Genomic DNA, 22741 nt, shown 5'->3' with positions numbered 1-22741 from the left:
GTCTAAGCGGGATCCGGCCAGGCCATCGCGGGACCCACCGCCTCCACCGGCTGGGACAGCGGGACGCCGGACCCGTCACGCCGGCCGTGCTCCTGCGGCAGGGACCGTGCTACACCGGCGGCCGAGGATGCCTTGGCCGGGCCATGCCCCGCCCAGGCCAGCAGCAGCGTGTCCTCGCCGCGCAGGAACCGGTGCGCCCGGACTCCTGCGGTGGCGCGTCCCTTGGCGGGGTACTCCGAGAAGGCGGTCACTTTTGCCGTACCGGGGGCGGTGCCGGGAAGGGCGCTGGTGGTGCCGGCTATGGTGACCACGACGGCGGCCTCGTCCTTGGGCTGGACGGCACCGAAGAACAGCACGCGGTCGTCTGCGGCGAGTTTGATGCCGGCCATGCCGCCCGCGGTGCGGCCCTGCGGCCGTACGGCGGCCGCCCCGAACTTGAGCAGCTGCGCCTGGCTGGTGAGGAACACCAGCTCCGCGTCATCCGCTCCTGCCGGCGCAACGCCCACGACGTAATCCTTGTCCTTCAGGGCGATGACTTCCCAGTCTTCGCGGTTCAGGGGATAGTCCGGCTGGACGCGCTTCACCACGCCCTGGGCGGTGCCGATGGCCAGCACCTCATCCAGCGGCGCGAACGCCACCAGCGTCTCGCCCTTCAGCAGGGTGATGAATTCCCGGGCCGGGACTCCGCCGGCGAGGTTGGGCAGCCCCGACATCGGCGGGAGGACCGGCATGTCCATGACCTGGAGGCGGAGCATGCGGCCCTGGGAGGTGACCGCGGCGATCTCCCCGCGCGCCGACGTCTTCACCACGGAGGTGAACACGTCGTGCTTGCTGCGGGGGCCGGCCTCGGCCAGCGGCTCCTGGTTGCTGGTGCGGGCCACCTGGCCGGACGCCGTCAGGATCGCCCAGCAGGGGTCATCCGCGATTTCCAGGGCCAGCGGCACGGCTTTGCCCTTCTTGCCCGTCACGGCGGCCATGTCCGCAGCAACGGTGGGGGAGACCGCTTCGGATTCCAGGAGCACTGTCCGGCGCGGGGTGCCGTGCTGCTCCGCGATCTCGCCGAGCTCGTCCGAGACCAGGGTGCGGAGCCGTTCCTCCGAACCCAGGATGGCTTCCAGTTCCGCGATCTCGCGGCGCAGCTCGTCCTGCTCCTTCTCCAGCTCGATGCGGGAGTACTTGGTGAGCTGCCGCAGCCGGAGCTCCAGGATGTAGTTGGCCTGGATCTCCGTGAGGTCGTAGATGGACATCAGGCGGGCACGGGCAGCGGCGGCCTCGTCCGAGGACCGGATGATCTGGATGACCTCGTCGATGTCCACGATGGCAATGAGGAGGCCCTCCACCAGGTGCAGGCGGTCCTTCTTCTTGCCCAGCCGGAAGACGGTGCGGCGGCGCACCACGTCGATCCGGTGGTTGACGTAGACGGTCAGGAGCTGCACCAGGCCCAGCGTCTGGGGCTGGCCGTCCACCAGCGTGACATTGTTGATGCCGAAGGAGTCCTCCATCGGCGAGTAGCGGTACAGCTGCTGGAGCACGGCGTTGGGGTTGAAGCCGTTCTTGAGCTCAATCACCAGGCGCAGGCCGTGCTTGCGGTCCGTCAGGTCAACAATGTCGCTGATGCCGGTCAGTTTCTTGGCGTTGACAGCATCCTTGATCTTTTCGATCACCTTCTCCGGGCCCACCATGTACGGCAGCTCGGTGACCACCAGGCCGGTGCGGCGGGCGGTCAGCTGCTCCACCTCCACCTTGGCCCGGGTCTTGAAGGAGCCCCGGCCGGTGGCATACGCGTCACGGATCCCGTCCAGGCCCACGATCCGCCCCCCGCTGGGCAGGTCCGGGCCCGGCACGAAGCGCATGATGTCATCCAGCGTGGCATCGGGGTTGGCGATCAGGTGCCGGGCGGCCGAGATCACCTCCACCAGGTTGTGCGGGGCCATGTTGGTGGCCATGCCGACGGCGATGCCGGTGGCGCCGTTGACCAGGAGGTTGGGGAACGCGGCGGGCAGGACATCCGGCTGGGTCAGCTGGTTGTCGTAGTTGGGGACGAAGTCCACCACGTCTTCGTCGAGGTGGTCGGTGAGCGTGAGGGCCGCGGCGGCCAGCCTGGCCTCCGTGTACCGCGGAGCCGCGGGGCCGTCGTCGAGCGAGCCGAAGTTGCCGTGGCCGTCGATCAGCGGCAGGCGCAGCGAGAAGTCCTGCGCCATGCGCACCATGGCGTCGTAGATGGCGGTGTCGCCGTGCGGGTGCAGCTTGCCCATGACTTCGCCCACCACGCGCGCGCTTTTGACGTGGCCGCGGTCCGGGCGCAGGCCCATGTCGCTCATCATGTACAGGATGCGGCGCTGCACCGGCTTCAGCCCGTCGCGGGCATCCGGAAGCGCCCGTGAGTAGATCACGGAGTAGGCGTACTCCAGGAATGAGCCCTCCATTTCGGAGGTGACATCGATATCCACGATGTTCTCCGTGTAGGGGGTGTTGTCCACGGGAGGGGCTGAACTTTGGCGGCGGGCCATGGGGCGGGTAAATCCTTCTGGGGGTTACTGTGCAGCGTTCGGGGGTGCTGCGGAAGTTTTTGGCTAGGCTAAGCCTATGGTGGATCAGCCCGGGGACGGCGAATATCCGGAACATTGGGAAGCCGATGTCGTCTTGCGTGACGGCGGGACCGCGCATTTGCGCCCCATCCATCCCTCGGACGCCGATGCGGTCCAGGCCTTCCACATGGGCCAGTCGCAGGATTCAATCTACATGCGGTTCTTCGCCTTCAAGGCCAGGCTGTCCAGCAAGGAGCTCAAGCGCTTCACGGAGGTGGACTACAAGGACCGGGTGGCCTTCGTCATCACCAGCCGGGACGAGATCATCGGGATCGGCCGCTACGACCGGCTGGATGACCCCGCCGAGGCGGAGGTGGCGTTCAACATCGCCGACGCCCACCAGGGGAGGGGACTGGGCTCCATCCTGCTCGAACACCTGGCCGCTGCGGCGCATGAAAACGGGATCCGGCGGTTCAGCGCCGAGGTGCTGCCGGAGAACCGCAAGATGCTGATGGTGTTTTCCGACGCCGGCTATGACGTGAAGCGCCACTTCGACGACGGCGTGGTCAGCCTCGAGTTCAACATCGACCCCACCGAGAAATCCCGGGCTGTAATGGAATCCCGCGAGCACCGTGCGGAGGCGAGGAGTGTCCGCGACCTGCTGACGCCGTCGTCCGTTGCCGTCATCGGGGCCAGCCGCAAGTGGGGGACGGTCGGCTACCAACTCCTCGAACACATCATCGAAGGCGGGTTCCCCGGTCCGGTCTACGCGATCAACCCCGAGGCGCTGGAACTGGCCGGCATGATGTCCTATGGCAGCCTGTCCGAAGTGCCGGACCCGGTGCAGCTGGCCGTGATCGCCGTTCCCTACGAGGAAGTTCCGCGTGTGGTGGCGGAGTGCGCGGCGGCGGGCGTGAAGGGCCTGGTGGTGGCCTCGGCAGGCTTCGCGGACGACGGCGAACGCGGCCTCCTGCGCCAACGGGACCTGGTGCGGCAGGCCAGGGCGAACGGGATGCGCGTCATCGGCCCTGCCTCGCTGGGCATCGTGAACACGCACCCGGACGTCTCGCTCAACGCTTCAATGGCCCCCACCCTGCCCCTGCGCGGAGGCCTGGGCCTGTTCAGCCAGTCCGCAGCGATCGGCGTCTCGCTGTACGCCGCTTCCAGCCGGCGTCGGCTTGGCCTGTCCACGTTCCTCTCGGCGGGAAACAGGGCGGACGTCTCCGGCAACGACATGATGCAGTACTGGGAGGACGACGCCGACACCGCCGCCGTGGGCCTGTACCTGGAGTCGATCGGCAACCCCCGCAAGTTCTCCCGCCTGGCCCGCCGGCTGGCACGCACCAAGCCGGTGATCGTGGCCAAGTCCGACACGATGGGCCTGCGCCTGCCCCCGGGCCATGCAGTCCGCACCACCCAGGCTCCGGCCGGGGCGCTGGACGCCATGCTGCGCCAGTCCGGCGTGATCCGGGTGGAGACCGTTGAGCAGCTGGTGGACGTGGCGCAGGTTGTCTCCGGCCAGCCGCTTCCGGCCGGGCCCGGCCTGGCGATCTTCAGCAACTCCCAGGCGCTGGGCAAGGTGGTGGCTGACAGCGCCGCCGACCACGGGCTCAGTGTCACAGAGCTGGTGACGGGAGTGGACCTCGACGCCGGCCGCTCGATCGCCCTGCCGGCCCTGCGCAGCGCGGTCCTCAAGACCCTGGAATCGGACACCGTGCACGCGGCCGTCGCCGCACTGCTCCCGGCCCGCGGCCTCACCGTGGACAGCATCGCCGAGGTCCTCGCCGAATGCTCCGCGGTGGCCGGAAAGCCGGTGGTGGCGGCGTTCACCGGAATCCTGGACTCCTCGGTCTACGTGGAAGGCATGGTGGGATCCCTGGAACAGACCGTCCCCTGCTTCTCCAACCCCGGCGCCGCAGTGGCAGCACTCGCGGCCGTGGTCAGGTATTCGGAGTGGGCATCCCGCGACCAGGGACATTTCGTGGAGCCCGACGGCTGCGACCCGCGGCGCGCTCAGGCCGAACTTGGGGTCCTGCTCCGGGACGTCAGAGGGGAACAGCTCAAACAGCTTGACCTGGCGGCGGCCGCGTCCCTGCTGGGCCACTACGGCATCACAGTCCTCCCGTCGGTGGGCTTCGACACGCCGGACCAGGCCGTTGAGGCGGCTGAATCCCTAGGTTGGCCGGTGGCGCTGAAGACCACCGATCCCGCCCTCCGGCACCGGCTGGACCTGGGCGGCGTCCGCCTGGATATCCAGGACCCGGAGTCCCTGCGCCAAAACGTCCTGCAGATGCGCCGGGCGCTCGCCGCCTACGGCGACCCGTCCCTGGAAGTACAGTCCATGGCGCCCGTGGGCCAGGCCTGCACCTTCCGGGCCATCGAGGACCCGCTGCTGGGTCCCGTGATTTCGTTCGGGCTGGCCGGGGACGCCACCAGCCTGCTGGATGACTGGTCCCACCGGGTGCCGCCGTTGTCCGCCGCGGACGTGCACGACTTCATCCGCGCGCCGCGGGCTGCCCGGAAACTGTTCGCCTACCAGGGACTGCCGGCCGTTGATGTGCAGGCACTCGAAGACCTTGCCGGCAGGCTCGCCTGGATGAAGGACAACCACCCGGAGATCGCCCTCGTGGAATTCAACCCGGTGCTGTGCGGAACGGCAGGGGCCACCATCCTGGCCGCGGACGTCCGGATCGGTAACGCCGCCCAGCGGACGGACAGCGCCCGGCGGGCCATGCTGGGCTGAGGCGGTTAGCAAAGTGGCGGGGCCATCTGTGAAAATAGGGTAATGAGCTCACAGCCTCCCGCGTCGGCCCCCGAAACGCCCGGCAATGACAACCAGGCCGTCCGCCACCACAGCTCACATAGCCACAGTTCGCAGGGCCAGAGCCTCGATGGCGCCCTGCAGAAGGCAGGTTTCTACCCGCGCCTCGTGGCCGATGTCGTGGACGATGCCCTGGACGGCCGCGACTGCGTTGCCCACCTGGTGCACCTGGAAACGCACTTTGACCGCGCCGAAGTCCGCCGCCACATCACGGTGCTGGTGCTCACCGCGGACATGCTGGTGATCACGCACGTTGACGACCAGCAGCTGGACGAGGCCGGCGAACAGATCGTCGCGCAGATCTCCACCGAATCCGTGCCTGTCTCCCAGATCCGTTCGGTGGTGCTCAGCTACATGTATGCCCAGCCGCAGGACTACAAGCCCTCCGATCCGGTCCGCGAACTGACGCTGTCCATTGCCTGGTCCGGCGGCCAGCGGCTGGATATGGGTCCGGCCAGCTGCGGTGACCCGCAGTGCGAAGCGGACCACGGCTACACGGGCACCATCGCCCAGGAGGACATCGTCCTGCGGATCAGCGCGGAGGCGGACGGCCTGCAGGCGGTCCAGGACGCCAAACTGTTTGCCCGCGCGCTGCGCGCGGTGAACACGGGTTCCAGCAGCCCGGTTCCGCACGTGCAGTCACTGCCGCCAAGGCCCCGCGCCGGTGTCTTCGGTACGCGCCTGAGCCGCGGCCACCAGCAGCGCTGAGATGCCGGAAGAACGCCACTCCGTCCCCAGCGTCCCCTCCGCCCCCGCCGGCCAGGCTTCCGGCCTCCCACCGGCACCGGCCTACGGCCGGCGGTCTGTCGCCGACGTGCTCACCAGCGCGGCGGCAAGCCTCGGCATCGACGGTTTCGCCAACACGCTGGGCCTGCCCGCCGCCTCAAAAGTATGCGTGGTCCTGGCCGATGGCCTTGGCCGGAACCTGCTGAAGCAGAAAACGGCGCACACGCCGTTCCTGCGGTCGGTCATCCAGGGCGGCCAGGGTGACATCCCGGTCTGGCTCGACTCCGCGTTCCCTTCCACCACCGCAGCCGCGCTGGCAAGCTTTGGGACGGGCCTGCCTCCCGGGCAGCACGGCATGGTGGGGTACGACGTACTCGATCCGGAGCAGGACAAGGTGGTCAACCTGCTGGGGAACTGGGATCCGGGTGTGGACCCGGAGCAGTGGCAGCCTTTCCCCACTGTGCTGGAGCGCGCTGCCGGGCAGGTGGACGTCACCACCATCAGCCTGCCCCAGTTCGGCGACTCGCCCATGACCCGGGCCGCCCTCCGCGGCGGCCGGTTCCTGCCGGCCACGACGGCCCACGCCCGGACGGCTGCCGCCGCCGACGCCATGGCCGGTTCCGGCCCGTCGCTGATGTATTTTTACCTGAACGACCTGGACAAGGCCGGACACCGCTACGGCTGCCAGTCGGAGCAATGGGAGCACCAGCTTGAGGAGCTCGATGCCACCATGAAGCGGCTTCACGCCTCGCTTCCGGCCGGCACCAGCATCCTGCTCACTGCCGACCACGGCATGCTGGACGTGCCCGAGCAGCACCGGATTGACTTCTCGGCCGACCCCGCCCTGGTGGACGGCGTCCGGCACACTGCCGGCGAGCCCAGGATGGTGCACCTGTACCTGGAGGAGGGCGGCGACCGGGACCGCCTGCTCGCCGCCTGGCGGGCACGGTTCGGCGGACGGGTCTGGGTTTTCACGCGGGAAGAAGCGCTGGCCGCCGGCCTGTTCGGCGACGTCCGTCCCGCCGTCGAAGGCAGGATCGGTGACATCATGATCGCGGCGCGGGACAGCCTTGCCCTGTACGACACCCGGCGCAGCCGTCCAACCGCCATGGAGGTGGTGGGCCAGCACGGCTCGCTGACGAAAGCCGAGCGGGAGGTTCCGCTGCTGTTTTTCCAGGCCGGCGGCAAGGGCCCACGCCGTGGCTGAACTCGTGTTTTTCTCCGGCACCATGGACTGCGGCAAATCGACGCTGGCACTGCAGATGGACCACAACCACCGCGCGCGGGGACGGAGCGGGGTACGGTTCAGCCGGAACGACCGCGCCGGTGAATCCCGGATCTCCAGCCGGCTTGGCCTGGAAAAGGACGCCGTGGAAGTGGGCGACGGTACTGACTTCTGGGAGGAAGTCATGCGGCGGCGCACCCAGGGACAGCGCGTGGATTACCTCATCTGTGACGAAGCCCAGTTCTACTCGCCCGAGCAGGTGGAACAGCTCGCCAAAGTGGTTGACGAGATTGACGTGGACGTTTTCGCCTTCGGCATCACCGCCGATTTCCGCACCCGGCTGTTTCCGGGATCGCAGCGGCTCATCGAATTGGCGGACCGGGTGCAGGTGCTGCAGGTGGAGGCGCTGTGCTGGTGCGGCCGCCGTGCCACGCACAACGCCAGGACGGTCGACGGCGTGATGGTCACCGAGGGCGCGCAGGTGGTGGTGGGCGACGTGGACATGGCACTGGAAACGACCGCTTCCGCCGGTGCCGGCAGTACTCCGGTAGTGGGCTACGAGACGCTGTGCCGCCGTCACTACATGAGGCGCGTCACGGCGCACGGCGCCAATCTCATGGCTGAGCAGGACCAGTTGCTGCCCTTCGAGGTGGACGCCTGCCTGTGGCGCGGCGCGGGCGGACCCGGCACGGGACAAGGCGCCCCATAGCTCTTAGGGCCTGCCACAGTAACTGACGGGCCGCTGGTGGGCGATGGAACTTCGGTGGCTGGTGGAGCGTGCTAGTCGCCGCGGGTGCCGAAGACGATCTCATCCCAGGACGGCACACTGGAACGCTTGGGCCTGGACGGCTGGCGTTCCGGGGCGTCCGTCTCGGGCAACTGGCCTGTTGCAGGAGAGCCCTCGTCGTGGCGTGATGCCCTGCGCCGGACATTTCCACCCAGCAGTTCGTCGAGTCCGGCACCGGAAGACGGGGATGTGCCCGTTGCTGCGCCAGTACCGAGTGCGGGCCCGCCATCTCCCTCAGCGGATGGCGTGGCCACGGACGGACGCGTGGGGGACGCAACGATGGTGATTTCGCGCGTCTCGGTGCTGACGCCGTCGTGCAGCCGCAAGGCCTCTTCGGTGGGATCATGGTGCGGCGGAATGAGGCTGAGCCTGGACAGCATCGAGGGGCGGGTGTCACGCCGGCGGATGAAGGAATCGCCCTTGGCGGCGGGAGCGTCGTCGTTCTTTTCCTGCGGCTCCGGGTCCTGCTCTTCCGGTTCCGGAATGACTTCCGAGGGCCGCGGATGGGCGGCCGGCACGCCGTGCGTCAGCAGCATTGCGAGGGCGTCGTCGGAATCCTCGTCCACGCCCAGCCGCTGTCCGCGGCGTGACCGGAGCATGTCCAGCAGGCCGTCCGACTCCTTGCCGGGAGACTGGACAGGCGCGGTGTGGCTGGCGGGGCCAGTGCGTGCGGTGTCCGCATCGGTTTCAAAGTCGAAGGGCCGGTCTGACACGGCCGAGAGGCGCCGGGCGGGGACGGGGCCGTCGAGAGGTTCAAGTTCACTGAGCTGCTGCGCCCAGCGGTTGGCATTGTGCAGGGACCTGCGGGCAGGGCTGAAAGTCCAAAGCGCCGGCGGCTCCTCGCCGATGCCCGCCGTGCCGTCGGTTTTCGGCTCAAAACTGGCCGAAACTGTCCAAGTACCGTCCTGCCGGCGCCAGGAATCCCACTCAACTGTTGAGGGGTCGATGCCATGGGCGGACAGCCGATGGGCCACCATCTCGGCGAGGGTTGCCGGGTTGTCACCGAAGGCTGAGCGGTAGGCGTCGTGGCCGGGGGAGGGCGTGGCAACCTCCACCTTGCGTGCCTGCTGCGCCACGTACTCCCGTTCCGCCAGGACCGGGCCCTCATAGCGTTCAACCTTAGCGAGCGGCAGGCCGGACAGTTCAGCAACATCGGCTGCCGTGGCACCGGCACGGATCCGTGCCTGGATATCCCGAGGGGACATGGGAATGGCAGGCCGCTCGGCCGACCGCTTTCCGGTTGTCCGGCTCGCCGTCCTCAGTGCTTCGTCGATCGGCAGCTGGAACATCTCGCCGCCGGCACTGCTCAACAGGAGGTGCGTCCCGTCGTCGTGCACGCCTACAAGCCGTAGATCCTGCATACAAATCCTCCACCCTGGCATTACTATCAACCGAAACTCTGCCACCCGCTGCACCTGTTTTGGCTCAAGGGGCAGGGCGCGCCGCGATTTTCCGCAGGATCCGGGTACGTCCGGGGGAGGTAGGGGCAGGTAACAGGGCGGCAGGTCCCGCTGCAATGGTTGCGAAGGGCCAGGCCCGAAGCCGGGGACGGGCGCTACCTGCGGGTCAGGGCTGCCGTGAGTTGGTCAGGATTCCTGGTGGAGGCCAGCCAGTACGGTGTCCGGTCCGCCGGGTCGGTGATGTCCACCTTCACGACCGGATCGATCCAGCCCCGGATGCAGAGGTATGCCAGACCGTTGAGCCGCGTCCCGCGTTCCGCCGTTGCTTCCTCGCCGCGGAACTGCTGGACCGCTCCCACGAACCTGCGCTCGATGGTTGCCCGCCCCACGGTCAGGGCGTCATCGGTCACCACGATGCTGGGGGTGGACAGAATCAGGAGGACGGCAATGATGGCAAAAAGCACCGCTGCGGCGGTGTAGCCTGCGGCCGCACTGATGGGGGCGAACACCAGGATCCCGGCCCCGGAGACGCCGGCCGCGATGATCCACATCCAGGCATTGGGCCAGAGCTTCTCTTTGTAGATCACCGGCGCTCCCGTGGACGGCTGGTGGGGAACGGGCGCAGGGGAGCTTGATTCGGGCATGCGCCAAGCTTTCCACCTTTGCCTGGCTATTTCATCTTGGCGCCCGGCCGCACAGGACGTGCCGGCAGCGTCCGCAGGAGCGCGTCCTGGAGATGGAGGGCCCGCCCTAGGACGGATACGGGCGCGCGGGTTAGAGTGAGTGACTGTGACTGACCAACCCGCCACACTTGACACTGTTTCCGGCGACGCGCCCGCAGGCCTGGCCGCCGGCGCTCCGGCTCCCACCCTCGAAGTCCAGCTGAAGATGCTGGACCCCGGCCTCGAAGCGCCCTCCTACGCGCATCCGGGCGACGCCGGCGCCGACCTCCGTGCCAGGGAAGACGTTGTCCTGCAGCCGGGGGAGCGCAGGCTTGTCCCTACCGGGGTGGCCATTGCGCTTCCACACGGCTTCGTGGCCCTGATCCACCCCCGGTCCGGCCTGGCCACCAAGCATGGCCTCACCATCGTGAACGCCCCCGGAACAGTGGATGCAGGCTACCGCGGTGAAATTTCCGTCACGCTGTTGAACACCGATGCCAGCCAGGCCATAGAACTCCGGCGCGGCGATAGAATTGCGCAGATGGTCATCCAGCGCGTCGAGCATGCGCAGTTCATCCCCGTCAACGAATTGAGCGATTCCGTGCGCGGCACGGGAGGCTTCGGGTCAACCGGCGGCTTCAACCTGCCCTGAGCCTGATTCATTGCGCCGGCAGCTGGCCGGCCGGGGACAGCACAGAACGACGGCGGGGCCGCCTTGGGCCGGACCGGAACTTTCATAATTAAAGGAGACACCCCTCATGGTCTTTGGGCTCGGCAGGAAAGCCAAGAAGGAACAGGCAGCCGAACCGGACGAGCCGCTGACGGCCGCGGACGCCGCAGAGGCCGTTGCGGACGGCATCGGACGCCGCACCAGCGGGCCGTTCGACGAATCCGAGATCAGCAGCCGCGACGGCTACGTTGACCTTGGCGCGCTCCTGATCACCCCCAGCGAGGGCCTCCAGCTGCGCCTTGAGGTGGAGGAAGCCACCCAGCGCGTTGTCGCGGTCACCCTGGACCTCAACGGGTCCAGCCTCCAGCTGCAGGCGTTCGCCGCCCCGAAGACGGAGGAGCTGTGGGACGAGATCCGCGGCCAGATCGGGCAATCCGTGGGCGCCCAAGGCGGCCAGGTCGAGGAAATCGAAGGCACGTTCGGAACCGAACTCGTGGCCAAGCTTCCCGCAGGCCTCCCCGACGGCAGCCAGGGCTACCGTGTGGCCCGCTTCATCGGCGTCGACGGTCCCCGCTGGTTCCTCCGCGGTGTCCTCGGCGGTGCAGCGGCCCTGGAACGCGAGGCAGCAGAACCGCTCGAAGCCCTGTTCCGGCAGGTGGTGGTGATCCGTGGCGACAGCCCCATGCCGCCCCGTGACCTGCTCCAGCTGCGGCTGCCCAAGGACGCAACCACCACGCCGCCGCCGGCTGCCCCCAACCTGCAGGAACCAGAGCGTGGGCCCGAAACCACAGCAATTGGCTGATCCCGTGCCAGGGGGAACATCACGCGGCGACGCCGGGATCACCCCCCTCAGCCAGCTGCCGCCCAAGGGCCGCGTGCTCTGCCAGGGACGCATCGAATCCATCACCTACGTCCCGGCCGACCGGACGGCCGCCTTCAGCGCCATCGTTTCCGACGCCGAACCCGAACGGGCGGGAGTTGCGCAGGGCCGGCGTGCCAGGCTCCGCGTGGTGTGGCTCGGACGCAGGCGCGTGCCGGGCATTGAAGCGGGAACCGAACTCCGGCTTGAAGGCATGCTGTCCCGCAGTGAGGGCATGCCCACCATGTTCAACCCCCGCTACGAAATACTGTCCCACCAGGAGAACGAATGACCTCGCCCCAGCCCGACCCGTCCCAGTCCGAGGGCAGCGGCCAGGAAAGGGATCCGCGGACGCCCCAGGAGCCCTCGCCCGTTGCCGGCCTCGCCGCCGACTACGCTGCCAAGGCCGGCCTGCACCGTACCCACGACGGCCGGGTCGATGTCCTGCGCAGCGCCGGTGGAGTCCAGGGCATCGCCGAAAGCATCATGCCGGGCCTGGTCTTCCTGGTGACCTTCACCATCACCCAGGAACTTACGCTGTCCCTCATTGCCGCGCTGGCCGCGGCAGCGGTGTTCACAGTGGTCCGGCTCGTCCAGCGGCGGCCCCTCACACAGGCACTTGCCGGTGTTGTCGGCGTCGGAATTTCCGCCTGGCTGGCCAACACCACCGGGAAGGCCGAGGACTTCTACCTCCTCGGCTTCTTCACCAACGCGGGCTACATCCTGGCGATGGCGGTCTCGGTCTTCATCAAGTGGCCCGTGGCCGGCCTGCTCTTTGGCTTCATCCGCAACGAAGGCCTTGACTGGCGCAAGGAACCGGACCGGCTCAGGGCCTATCAGCTGGGGACGTGGATTATCGTGGCTGTCCTGGCACTGCGGCTCATCGTCCAGGTTCCGCTGTACCTGATGGGCCAGGACGGCCTTGCCGCACTCGCCACCACCCGGCTCCTGATGGGCGCGCCGCTGTACATCCTGGGCGTCTGGATCGCCTGGCTGGTCACCCGGCCGGCGCCGGCCGACGACCTTGCAGGCGAGGGGCCGGCCGCGAAGGCCTGACGCCCCTTAGCCGTCGAAGCCGTCGTCCTCGGGCGCCTGCTGCTCGGCGGGCGCGGCAACTGCCGGCTTTTCGGCACCTGGACGCGCCACACCGGCCGTTTCCGCGGCATCGGCGGAAAGCAGGGCGCGCAGATCGTCCTCCGCCGCGATGGTGGTGACGAAAAACAGCTCGTCGCCCCCGTCGATGACGTCATCACGGCTGGGAGTGATGGGGGCGTGGTCCCGCAGGATCGCCACCAGGGTGGAATCCTCCGGCCAGCGGATCTCTCCCACGGTCTGGCCAATCACGTGCGAATCATGGGGGACGGTAAATTCGACCAGCGCGGAAACGCCGGTCTGGAGGGTCAGGAGCCGGACCAGGTCGCCGATTTCCACGGCTTCCTCCACCAGCGCGGTCATCAGCTGCGGGGTGTTCACGGCGACGTCTACGCCCCAGGAATCGTTGAACATCCAGTCGTTCTTGGGGTTGTTCACGCGGCCCACCGTGCGGCCGACGCCAAACTCGGTCTTCGCCAGCAAGGACACCACCAGGTTGACCTTGTCGTCGCCGGTGGCGGACACCACCACATCCGCTTCCTCCACCTTCGCGCCCTGGAGCGTACTCAACTCGCAGGCATCGCCCACCAGCCAGTGCGCGCCCCGAAGCCCGCTGCGCCCGATTACTTCCGGCTTGAGGTCGATCAGCAGGATCTCATGCTTGTGCGCCAGCAGTTCCCTGGCGATGGACGATCCGACGCTGCCTGCGCCGACGATAACGACTTTCACTGCATCTCCTTGGCGGGGGCTTTGGCCAGGATCTGGGCGACCTGCGAGCTGCGGTCAACCTGCAGCATGGCGTGCACGGTATCGCCGTCCTGGTAGGCGGTTCCGGCGTCAGGCAGCAGTCCTTCACCGAAGCGGGTGAGGTAGGCCACGCGGACATCGGCCGCCTTCTCGATGCTGGTGATCCGGTGGCCGATCCAGCCGGCGTCGAGGTCAAGTTCGGCCAGGACCAGGCGTCCCGATGGTTCACGGAAGTCACCTGCGAGGTGCTGCTCGGGAAGGATGCGGCGCAGTACCTGGTCTGCGCTCCAGCGCACCGCCGCGACGGTGGGAATGCCAAGGCGCTGGTAGATTTCGGCGCGGCCGGGATCGTAGATCCGGGCGACGACGTGGGGGACGTGGAAGGTTTCGCGGGCCACCCGGGTGGCCAGGATGTTGGAGTTGTCACCGCTGGACACCGCGGCGAAGGCATAGGCCTCATCCACGCCTGCCTGCTTGAGGGTGTCGCGGTCAAAGCCGACGCCGGTGACCTTGCGGCCGGTGAAACCCTGGCGGAGCCGGCGGAAGGCGCGGTCGTCCTGGTCGATGATGGCTACGGAATGCCCGGCATCCTCCAGCGTGTGCGCCAGCGTCGCCCCCACCCGGCCACATCCCATGATCACGAAATGCGCCACCGTATCTCCTCTGTAATTCCGTCCAGGTTGTGCAGCTAGAACTCTACCGGCAGCCCGGCAGGTTCCTGCCGCCCCGATGCCGTCATGACATCACCCGGGAATCCGACTAGCTTTGTGGAGTGCTGACAATATTGAACGCCGTCAAACGCGTGCTGGTGGGCAGGCCATTCCGGAACGACCGCCTCGCCCATACGCTGCTTCCCAAAAAGATCGCACTGCCGGTTTTCGCGTCCGACGCCCTCTCATCCGTAGCCTACGCGCCGGATGAAATCCTCCTCACCCTGGCCCTTGCCGGTGTCAGCGCGGTGGCGTTCTCGCCCTGGGTGGGGCTGGCCGTGATGGTGGTGCTCCTGACGGTGGTGGCCTCCTATCGGCAGAATGTCCACGCCTACCCGTCCGGCGGCGGCGACTACGAAATCGCCGGCGAGAACCTGGGAAGGTACGCTGGCCTCACCGTGGCGTCGGCGCTGCTCGTGGACTACGTCCTCACCGTGGCCGTGTCCATGTCCTCAGCCGCCGCCTACGTCACCACTGCCATCCCGTCGCTGCACGGGCAGCAGGCAGTCATCGCGACCATCGGCGTCGTCGTCCTTGCCCTCGTGAACCTGCGCGGCGTCAAGGAAGCCGGGAGCGTCTTCGCCGTCCCGACGTACATCTTTATGGCCTCGATCCTCGGCATGACGGCGGTGGGAATCTTCCAGGCGGCCACCGGCCAACTGGGGGAGGCCCCGTCAGCCGCGTTCACCATCGTGCCAGCCCCCGGCTTTGACGAGGGGCTGGTGGGACTGGCCGGCGCCTTCCTCCTGCTGCGCGCCTTCTCCTCGGGTGCCGCCGCACTCACCGGCGTCGAAGCGATCAGCAACGGCGTGCCCAACTTCCGCCCGCCCAAGAGCAAAAACGCCGCCACCACCCTGCTGCTCCTGGGCGTGATCGGCGCCGCGATGCTGGCCGGCATCATCTACCTGGCCAACGCCACCAAGGTCCACATCGTCCTGGACCCCGCCACCGAGTTCCTGCTGAACGGCAGTCCGCTGCCCGAGGGCTACATCCAGAACCCCGCCATCAGCCAGATCGCGCAGACCATTTTCGGGTCCGGGTCCATTCCGTTCTACATCGTGGTGGCGGCCACGGGCGTCATCCTCGTGTTTGCGGCCAACACCGCCTTCAACGGCTTCCCGGTTCTGGGTTCCATCCTGGCCCAGGACGGCTACCTTCCCCGGCAGCTGCGGACCCGCGGCGACCGGCTGGCCTTCAGCAACGGCGTCCTGGCCCTCGCAGCCGGTGCGCTGGTGCTGATCATCGCGTTCAACGCGGACGTGACCAAGCTCATCCAGCTCTACATCGTGGGCGTCTTCATCTCCTTCACCGCCAGCCAGCTGGGCATGATCCGGCACTGGGGGCGGGAGCTGAAACTGGCCAAGGACAAGGCGGTGCGGCGCCGCATGCTCAAGTCCCGCACCATCAACAGCATCGGCTTCGGCATGACGGCGCTGGTCCTGGTGATCGTCCTAATCACCAAATTCGAGCAGGGCGCGTGGATCGCGTTGCTCGCCATGTTCGTGCTTTTCCTGATCATGTGGAGCATCCGGGCGCACTATGACAACGTAGCCAAGGAGCTGGCAGTGGATGAGGACTCATCGCCGCGCGCTTTGCCCACCAGGGTCCATGCGGTCCTGCTGGTATCCCACGTCCGCAAGCCCGTGCTGCGGGCCCTGGCCTACGCCCGCGCGTCCCGGCCGTCGCGGCTGGACGCCATCACCGTGGACATCGACGCGGAGGAGACAGCCCAGACGGTAGCCGACTGGGACAAGCTCGAAATCCCCGTCCCGCTGACAGTGCTGGCAAGCCCCTACCGGGAAACGGTCAACCCCATCATGGAGTACATCAAGCAGATGCGGCTTGATTCACCGCGCGACCTCATCGTGGTGTACATCCCCGAGTATGTCGTGGGCAAGTGGTGGGAGCAGCTGGTGCACAACCAGACCGCGCTCCGCATCAAGACACGGCTGCATTTCGAACCCGGGGTCATGGTGGCCAGTGTCCCGTGGCAGCTCAAATCATCCGAAGAAGCAAAGAACCTCCAGGACGTCCAATGATTGCCAGAACATCCACCACAGCAGCCCTGACGCCGGATGCCGGCGGGCACGCCGGCGAAGAAGCGGTTCTCGACCTTGGGCCGATTGCCCACGGCGGCCACACCGTTGCCCGGCACGAGGGACGCGTCATCTTTGTCCGGCACGGCATCCCCGGCGAAAAGGTCCGGGTGCGGCTGACGGACGCGGAGGACAAAGCCAAGTTCTGGCGCGCCGACGTCGTCGAAGTGCTGGACGCCTCACCGGACCGCGTGGAGCACTTCTGGCGCCCGGCCGATGCCCGCCGCGCGTGGGGGCACGGCCATCCGCCCGTGGGCGGTGCGGAATTCGGGCACATTGCCCTGGCGCGGCAGCGGAGCCTGAAGGCCGAGGTGCTGGCCGAGCAGCTCAGCCGGCTGGCCGGCGTCGAGCACCTGCCGCCGGGGCTGGATGCCAACGCGGTGGAGGCCGTGGGTGAAGCGTCCGACGGCGGCAGCGGGCTGGGGTGGCGGACGCGCGCCAGCTTTTCGGTCACCCCCGGCGGCAAACTTGGCATGCACGCCCACCGGTCCGGGCACATTGTTCCCGTGCGGGAGATGCCGCTGGCCACCGATGCGATCAACAACCTGCGCCTATGGGACATCGACCTGCAGGGCATCGAACGGGTGGAGGTAGCGGCCCCGGGCAACGGTTCCCGGCCGCTGGTGCTGCTCGCTCCGGCCCCCGGGACAAAAGCCAAGCGGCTCAACGCCATCGCGGCCGCTCTGCCGGAGGACGTCTCGGTTGCCTCCTTCGACCCGGCCACGGAAGACGTGCGGCAGGTCCGGGGCCGCATGTGGGTGCAGGAATCGGCGGCGGAGCACGACTACCGGGTCACCGGTGCCGGGTTCTGGCAGATCCACCGCGACGCGCCCGGGGCACTTGTGGGGGCTGTCACAGAATTCCTGCACAGCGGCGGATTCCTGCATGCCGGCGCCGTGGTGGCAGACCTCTATGCCGGTGCCGGCCTTTTCACGGCCGTGCTGGCCGACGCAGTGGGGGAGACGGGCTCCGTGCTGTCGGTGGAAGGTGCTCCCGGAACCAGCCGGGACGCGCGCAAGAACCTGCACGCAGCGCCGCAGGTGGAGATCGTCCAGGGCCGCGTGGAGCGGATCCTCCGCCAAAAACCGCGGAATTTCGACGCCCTGATCCTGGACCCGCCCAGGGCCGGCGCCGGCAAGGCGGTGGTGGGCCAGCTCGTGGCGTCGCAGCCGCGCGCCATTGCCTACGTGTCCTGCGATCCGGCATCGTTCGCCCGTGATGTAGGTTACTTCCGGCAGTCCGGCTGGGACCTGGCGGGGCTCAGGGCCTTCGATCTCTACCCCCATACCCATCACATGGAGACCGTTGCCCTACTGACTCCCGGCGGATGATGCCACTACTATGGGGCGTAGTAGTCCCACGTCGCGCTCCGTAATCACGGCCGGCCGTGTGCAATTTTCGGGCCCGGAACTAATTAGGGCGTCCTAACTAGCAGGCGGTCAACCGCGCGACAAAGATGAAACTGTTGCGAGAGGAGTCCTGCGATGAGCACTGTGGACAGCTTCGGTTCAAAAGGCAAACTTAATGTAGCCGGAACCGAATACGAAATTTTCCGGTTGAACTCCGTTGAAGGTGCAGAAAACCTTCCGTTCAGCCTCAAGGTATTGCTTGAAAACCTGTTGAGGACCGAGGACGGCGCGAACATCACTGCCGATCACGTTCGCGCCTTGGCCGGCTGGGATCCCAACGCCCAGCCCGATACAGAAATCCAGTTCACGCCGGCACGCGTGATCATGCAGGACTTCACCGGCGTCCCCTGCGTGGTGGACCTGGCGACGATGCGTGAAGCCGTCAAGGAACTGGGTGGCGACCCCAAGCGGGTCAACCCGCTGGCACCTGCCGAGATGGTCATTGACCACTCGGTCCAGATCGATGCATTCGGCAACTCCGGCGCGCTGGAGCGCAACATGGAGATCGAATACCAGCGCAATGGCGAGCGTTACCAGTTCCTGCGCTGGGGCCAGACCGCATTCGATGACTTCAAGGTGGTTCCCCCGGGAACCGGCATCGTGCACCAGGTCAACATCGAATACCTGGCACGCACCGTCATGACCCGCGAAGTTGACGGCGCCCTCCGCGCCTACCCGGACACCTGCGTCGGCACCGATTCGCACACCACCATGGTCAACGGCCTGGGCGTGCTCGGCTGGGGCGTCGGCGGCATTGAAGCCGAGGCAGCCATGCTCGGCCAGCCCGTCTCCATGCTCATCCCGCGCGTGGTCGGCTTCAAGCTGAGCGGCAGCATCCCCGCAGGCGCCACCGCCACCGACGTTGTGCTGACCATCACCGAGATGCTCCGCAAGCACGGTGTAGTGGGCAAGTTCGTCGAGTTCTACGGCGAAGGCGTGGCCGCAGTGCCGCTCGCCAACCGCGCCACCATCGGCAACATGAGCCCGGAATTCGGTTCCACCGCCGCCATGTTCCCCATCGACGACGTCACGCTGGACTACCTGCGCCTCACCGGCCGCTCGGACCAGAACGTGGCACTCGTGGAGTCCTATGCCAAGGAACAGGGCCTCTGGCACGATCCGTCCCGCGACATCAAGTTCTCGGAGTACCTGGAACTGGACCTGTCCACGGTTGTGCCGTCCATCGCAGGCCCCAAGCGCCCGCAGGACCGCATCGAGCTGACCGAGGCCAAGGACGAGTTCCGCCACGACCTCAAGAACTACGTCTCCCACGACGCGAACGCCGGCACGCTGGACGAATCGCTCGAAGAGACGTTCCCCGCCTCGGACGCCCCGTCCTTCACCGGGGGCTCCACCCACATCTCCGACACCGACCGCGAACCGCCGAAGTACTCGGCAGCGCACGGCGGCGCCGGACGCATCTCCAGCCCGGTTCCGGTCAAGATGGCCGACGGACGCGAGTTTGAGCTGGACCACGGAGCGGTGACCATCGCCTCCATCACGTCCTGCACCAACACGTCCAACCCGTCGGTCATGCTCGCCGCCGCCGTGCTGGCCCGCAACGCCGTCGAAAAGGGCCTCACCGCCAAGCCGTGGGTCAAGACCTCTGTCGCCCCCGGCTCGAAGGTCGTCACGGACTACTACGAAAAGTCCGGCCTGACCCCCTACCTGGAGAAGCTGGGCTTCTACATCGTGGGCTACGGCTGCGCCACCTGCATCGGCAACTCCGGCCCGCTGGAAGCCGAAGTCTCCGAGGCAATCCAGGCCAACGACCTCGCCGTCGCTGCTGTCCTCTCGGGCAACCGCAACTTCGAAGGCCGCATCAACCCGGACGTCAAGATGAACTACCTGGCCTCCCCGCCGCTGGTCATCGCGTACGCCCTGGCCGGTTCCATGGACTTTGACTTCGAAACCGATGCCCTCGGCAAGGACGAGGCCGGCAACGACGTCTTCCTGAAGGACATCTGGCCCAACCCGGTTGAGGTCCAGCAGGTCATCGACTCCTCGATCGACAAAGAGATGTTCGCCAAGGGCTACGAAGGCGTCTTCGACGGCGACGCGCGCTGGAAGGCGCTCGACACCCCCGCCGGCGACACCTTCGCCTGGGACCCGAACTCCACCTACGTCCGGAAGCCCCCGTACTTCGAGGGCATGAAGGCGCAGCCGGAGCCGGTCAAGGACATCACCGGTGCCCGCGTGCTCCTCAAGCTGGGCGATTCGGTCACCACCGACCACATCTCCCCGGCCGGTTCGTTCAAGTCCGACACCCCTGCCGGCCAGTACCTGCTGGCCAACGGCGTGGAGCGCAAGGACTTCAACTCCTACGGCTCCCGCCGTGGCAACCACGAGGTCATGATCCGCGGAACGTTCGCAAACATCCGCATCAAGAACCAGATCCTGGACGGCGTCGAAGGTGGCTTTACCCGCGACTTCACCCAGGAAGGCGGCCCGCAGGCGTACGTGTACGACGCCGCGCAGAACTACCAGGCAGCCGGCACCCCGCTGGTGGTCCTGGCAGGCAAGGAATATGGTTCCGGCTCGTCCCGTGACTGGGCCGCGAAGGGCACGGCCCTGCTGGGCGTCAAGGCCGTCATCGCCGAGAGCTACGAGCGTATCCACCGCTCCAACCTCATCGGCATGGGCGTCCTGCCGCTGCAGTTCCCGGCCGGCGAGTCCGCCGCGACGCTCGGCCTGGCAGGCACGGAGACGTTCTCCGTTGAGGGCGTCACCGCCCTGAACGAGGGCACCACGCCCAAGACCCTCAAGGTCACCGCAACCGCCGAAGACGGATCCACAAAGTCCTTCGACGCGGTCCTGCGCATCGATACCCCGGGTGAAGCGGATTATTACCGCAACGGCGGCATCCTGCAGTACGTGCTGCGCCAGATCTCCGCGAACTAGCGGTAACTGCCCAGCAGGCACCACCATCCCGAAGCCCCGGCCGGTCACCGACCAGCCGGGGCTTCGGCTTTGCATTTGTACCAAGGCGTTAGAGTTAAACGGCACGTCTACCACCCGAAGGAGGGGTCATTGGGAATCTTGGACACCATCCGGAATCCGCAGGACCTGAACGAGTTAACCGAAGAACAGCTCAAGCAGCTGGCTTCGGAGATCAGGGATTTCCTGATCACGAACGTCTCCCAGACGGGCGGACACCTCGGCCCTAACCTTGGCGTGGTGGAACTGACGCTCGCCGTGCACCGCATCTTCGAATCGCCGCGTGACAGCATCGTCTTCGACACGGGCCACCAGTCGTACGTCCACAAGCTGCTGACCGGCCGCCAGGATTTCAGCACCCTCCGCCAGGAAGGCGGCCTCTCGGGTTACCCGTCCCGCGCGGAGTCAGAGCACGACATCGTGGAAAGCTCGCACGCTTCCTCCTCGCTGTCCTGGGCCGACGGCATCTCGCGTGCCCGGCAGCTGACCGGCGAGGGCGACCGGCACGTCGTCGCCGTCGTCGGTGATGGCGCCCTGACCGGCGGCATGGCCTGGGAAGCCATCAACAACATTGCGGCCGACAGGCGGCGCCGCGTTGTCATCGTAGTCAACGACAACGGCAGGTCCTACGCGCCCACCGTTGGCGGTTTCGCGGACTACCTCGCCTCGCTGCGCCCCACCATCGACTCGTTCCGCGCAGCCCCGGCATACGAGGTTGCCCTGGACTGGTGGAAGAAGAAGCTCCAGAACGGCGGCCCGGCGGGCCAGTTCACCTACAAGAGCCTGCATGCCATGAAGAAGGGCATTAAGGACTGGTGGGCTCCTCAGGGCATGTTCGAGGACCTGGGCATGAAGTACATCGGACCGGTTGACGGGCACAACCTCCAGGCCATGGAGCATGCCCTCGCCACGGCCAAGCACTACAACGGGCCCGTCATTGTGCACGCCATGACCGAGAAAGGTCACGGCTACGCCCCCGCCCGTGCCCACGAGGCCGACCAGTTCCACGCCGTTGGCATCATCGATCCGGAAACGGGCGAACCCACCGGTACCGCGGGTGCGCAGTCCTGGACCTCCGTGTTCGCCAACGAAATCGCGGCCATCGCGGACGAGCGTGACGACGTCGTAGGCATCACCGGCGCCATGCTGATTCCCGTGGGGCTGCACAAGTTCGCTGCCAGGCACCCGGAGCGGGTCATCGACGTCGGCATCGCCGAACAGCATGCCCTCACCGCTGCTGCGGGAATGGCCTTCGGGGGCCTGCACCCGGTGGTGGCGGTCTACGCCACCTTCCTCAACCGCGCCTTCGACCAGCTGCTCATGGACGTCGCCCTGCACAAGGCAGGCGTCACCATCGTCCTGGACCGTGCCGGCGTCACCGGACCCGACGGCGCCAGCCACCACGGCATGTGGGACATGTCCATGGTCCAAATCGTTCCGGGGCTCCACCTTGCCGCGCCCCGCGACGCCACCCGACTCCGCGAGGAACTTCGGGAGGCCGTTGCCATCAGCGACGCGCCCAGCGTGGTCCGCTTCTCCAAGGGGTCCGTCGGCGCCGAAATTGAAGCGCTGGAACGCCTCAGCGACGGCGTGGACGTCCTGGCCCGCCGTCCTTCCGGGTCCACCGAAAACGATGTCCTGATCATCAGCGTCGGTGCCATGTCAGAGCTTGCCCTGGACGTTGCCAACCGGCTGGGCGCGCAGGGCATCAGCACCACCGTCGTGGACCCGCGCTGGGTGCTTCCGGTCCGCCGTTCCATCATTGCGCTGGCTTCGCACCACCGGCTGGTGATCTGCATTGAGGACGGCGTCCGGGCCGGCGGCGTGGGCTCGCGGATCCGGCAGGAAATGCGCGCGGCAGGCGTGGATACCGCCCTGAACGAGGTGGGCCTGCCCGTTGAGTTCCTGGACCACGGCACCCGCAAGCAGGTCCTGGAACGCGTCGGGCTGACCGCCCAGCAGATAGCGCACGACGTCGTCGCGCAGGTTCTGGGAACAAAGGTTCCGTTCGCGCGTCCCCTGCCTGGGCAGCAGCACCCCACCACCGGCAGCCTTCCCATCCTGTGAGGGGG

17 protein-coding genes are annotated in these 22741 nt (G+C 67.3%); 12 read left to right on the top strand and 5 right to left on the bottom strand.

Annotated elements, in window-relative coordinates:
- Positions 1–2 precede the first annotated feature (2 nt).
- Positions 3–2510 (bottom strand): DNA gyrase/topoisomerase IV subunit A, encoded by a 2508-nt coding sequence (locus B5520_RS11100; RefSeq protein ID WP_079597120.1) that lies wholly within the window; start codon positions 2508–2510, stop codon positions 3–5.
- Between the two features lie 76 nt (positions 2511–2586).
- Here B5520_RS11100 and B5520_RS11095 point away from each other — a divergent pair, with 76 nt between their 5' ends.
- From B5520_RS11095 to B5520_RS11080, 4 genes are read left to right on the top strand one after another with little or no spacing between them, the layout of a single operon-like run.
- Positions 2587–5271 carry a bifunctional acetate--CoA ligase family protein/GNAT family N-acetyltransferase gene (locus B5520_RS11095; RefSeq protein ID WP_079597119.1) on the top strand — a complete coding sequence of 895 codons (2685 nt, stop codon included), beginning with the start codon at positions 2587–2589 and terminating at the stop codon, positions 5269–5271.
- A 42-nt stretch (positions 5272–5313) separates the two neighbouring features.
- Entirely contained in the window at positions 5314–6057 is a 744-nt protein-coding gene (locus tag B5520_RS11090; RefSeq protein WP_079597118.1) for a DUF5998 family protein, read from the top strand.
- Between the two features lies 1 nt (position 6058).
- Entirely contained in the window at positions 6059–7282 is a 1224-nt protein-coding gene (locus B5520_RS11085; protein WP_079597117.1) for an alkaline phosphatase family protein, read from the top strand.
- On the top strand, positions 7275–8009 hold the full coding sequence (locus tag B5520_RS11080; RefSeq protein ID WP_079597116.1) for a thymidine kinase: 735 nt from the start codon (positions 7275–7277) through the stop codon (positions 8007–8009). The genes B5520_RS11085 and B5520_RS11080 overlap by 8 nt, the downstream gene beginning before the upstream one ends.
- Before the next feature lie 71 nt (positions 8010–8080).
- On the opposite strand, the gene sepH is transcribed toward B5520_RS11080, so the two are convergent.
- Both sepH and B5520_RS11070 read right to left on the bottom strand, forming a co-directional pair.
- Positions 8081–9448: a septation protein SepH gene (gene sepH / locus B5520_RS11075; RefSeq protein ID WP_079597115.1), complete on the bottom strand. Its 1368-nt coding sequence runs from the start codon at positions 9446–9448 to the stop codon at positions 8081–8083.
- A gap of 194 nt (positions 9449–9642) precedes the next feature.
- Positions 9643–10131 (bottom strand): DUF3093 domain-containing protein, encoded by a 489-nt coding sequence (locus B5520_RS11070; RefSeq protein ID WP_079597114.1) that lies wholly within the window; start codon positions 10129–10131, stop codon positions 9643–9645.
- Positions 10132–10276: 145 nt separating this feature from the next.
- Between B5520_RS11070 and dut the strand changes: the two genes are divergently transcribed.
- From dut to B5520_RS11050, 4 genes are all read left to right on the top strand, one after another.
- Positions 10277–10801: a dUTP diphosphatase gene (gene dut / locus B5520_RS11065; protein ID WP_079597113.1), complete on the top strand. Its 525-nt coding sequence runs from the start codon at positions 10277–10279 to the stop codon at positions 10799–10801.
- A gap of 106 nt (positions 10802–10907) precedes the next feature.
- Entirely contained in the window at positions 10908–11621 is a 714-nt protein-coding gene (locus B5520_RS11060; RefSeq protein ID WP_079597112.1) for a DUF3710 domain-containing protein, read from the top strand.
- 4 nt (positions 11622–11625) lie between these two features.
- Positions 11626–11970, top strand: a complete 345-nt coding sequence (locus tag B5520_RS11055; RefSeq protein ID WP_104443514.1) for an OB-fold nucleic acid binding domain-containing protein — start codon at positions 11626–11628, stop codon at positions 11968–11970.
- The gene (locus B5520_RS11050) at positions 11967–12734 is read left to right on the top strand and encodes a DUF3159 domain-containing protein (protein WP_079597110.1); all 768 of its coding nucleotides are present in this window, start codon (positions 11967–11969) and stop codon (positions 12732–12734) included. The genes B5520_RS11055 and B5520_RS11050 overlap by 4 nt, the downstream gene beginning before the upstream one ends.
- Positions 12735–12740: 6 nt before the next feature.
- Here the strand turns inward: B5520_RS11050 and B5520_RS11045 are convergent, their stop codons facing one another.
- Both B5520_RS11045 and B5520_RS11040 read right to left on the bottom strand, forming a co-directional pair.
- Positions 12741–13499: a potassium channel family protein gene (locus B5520_RS11045; protein ID WP_079597109.1), complete on the bottom strand. Its 759-nt coding sequence runs from the start codon at positions 13497–13499 to the stop codon at positions 12741–12743.
- Entirely contained in the window at positions 13496–14170 is a 675-nt protein-coding gene (locus B5520_RS11040) for a potassium channel family protein (RefSeq protein WP_079597108.1), read from the bottom strand. Before B5520_RS11040 ends, B5520_RS11045 begins: the two co-directional genes overlap by 4 nt.
- 119 nt (positions 14171–14289) lie before the next feature.
- Here B5520_RS11040 and B5520_RS11035 point away from each other — a divergent pair, with 119 nt between their 5' ends.
- The 4 genes from B5520_RS11035 (at position 14290) to dxs (ending at position 22736) form a co-directional block, all read left to right on the top strand.
- Entirely contained in the window at positions 14290–16266 is a 1977-nt protein-coding gene (locus B5520_RS11035; RefSeq protein ID WP_079597107.1) for an APC family permease, read from the top strand.
- Positions 16263–17654, top strand: a complete 1392-nt coding sequence (locus tag B5520_RS11030) for a class I SAM-dependent RNA methyltransferase (RefSeq protein ID WP_079597106.1) — start codon at positions 16263–16265, stop codon at positions 17652–17654. Before B5520_RS11035 ends, B5520_RS11030 begins: the two co-directional genes overlap by 4 nt.
- A 153-nt stretch (positions 17655–17807) precedes the next feature.
- The gene (locus tag B5520_RS11025; RefSeq protein WP_079597105.1) at positions 17808–20633 is read left to right on the top strand and encodes an aconitate hydratase; all 2826 of its coding nucleotides are present in this window, start codon (positions 17808–17810) and stop codon (positions 20631–20633) included.
- 129 nt (positions 20634–20762) lie between these two features.
- Positions 20763–22736 carry a 1-deoxy-D-xylulose-5-phosphate synthase gene (gene dxs, locus B5520_RS11020; RefSeq protein WP_079597104.1) on the top strand — a complete coding sequence of 658 codons (1974 nt, stop codon included), beginning with the start codon at positions 20763–20765 and terminating at the stop codon, positions 22734–22736.
- Positions 22737–22741: the final 5 nt, after the last annotated feature.

The organism is Arthrobacter sp. P2b, assembly GCF_900168295.1.
Classification (GTDB): domain Bacteria; phylum Actinomycetota; class Actinomycetes; order Actinomycetales; family Micrococcaceae; genus Arthrobacter.
The sequence above is the reverse complement of the archived record's forward strand: the minus strand, read 5'-3'. Positions and strand labels throughout refer to the sequence as shown.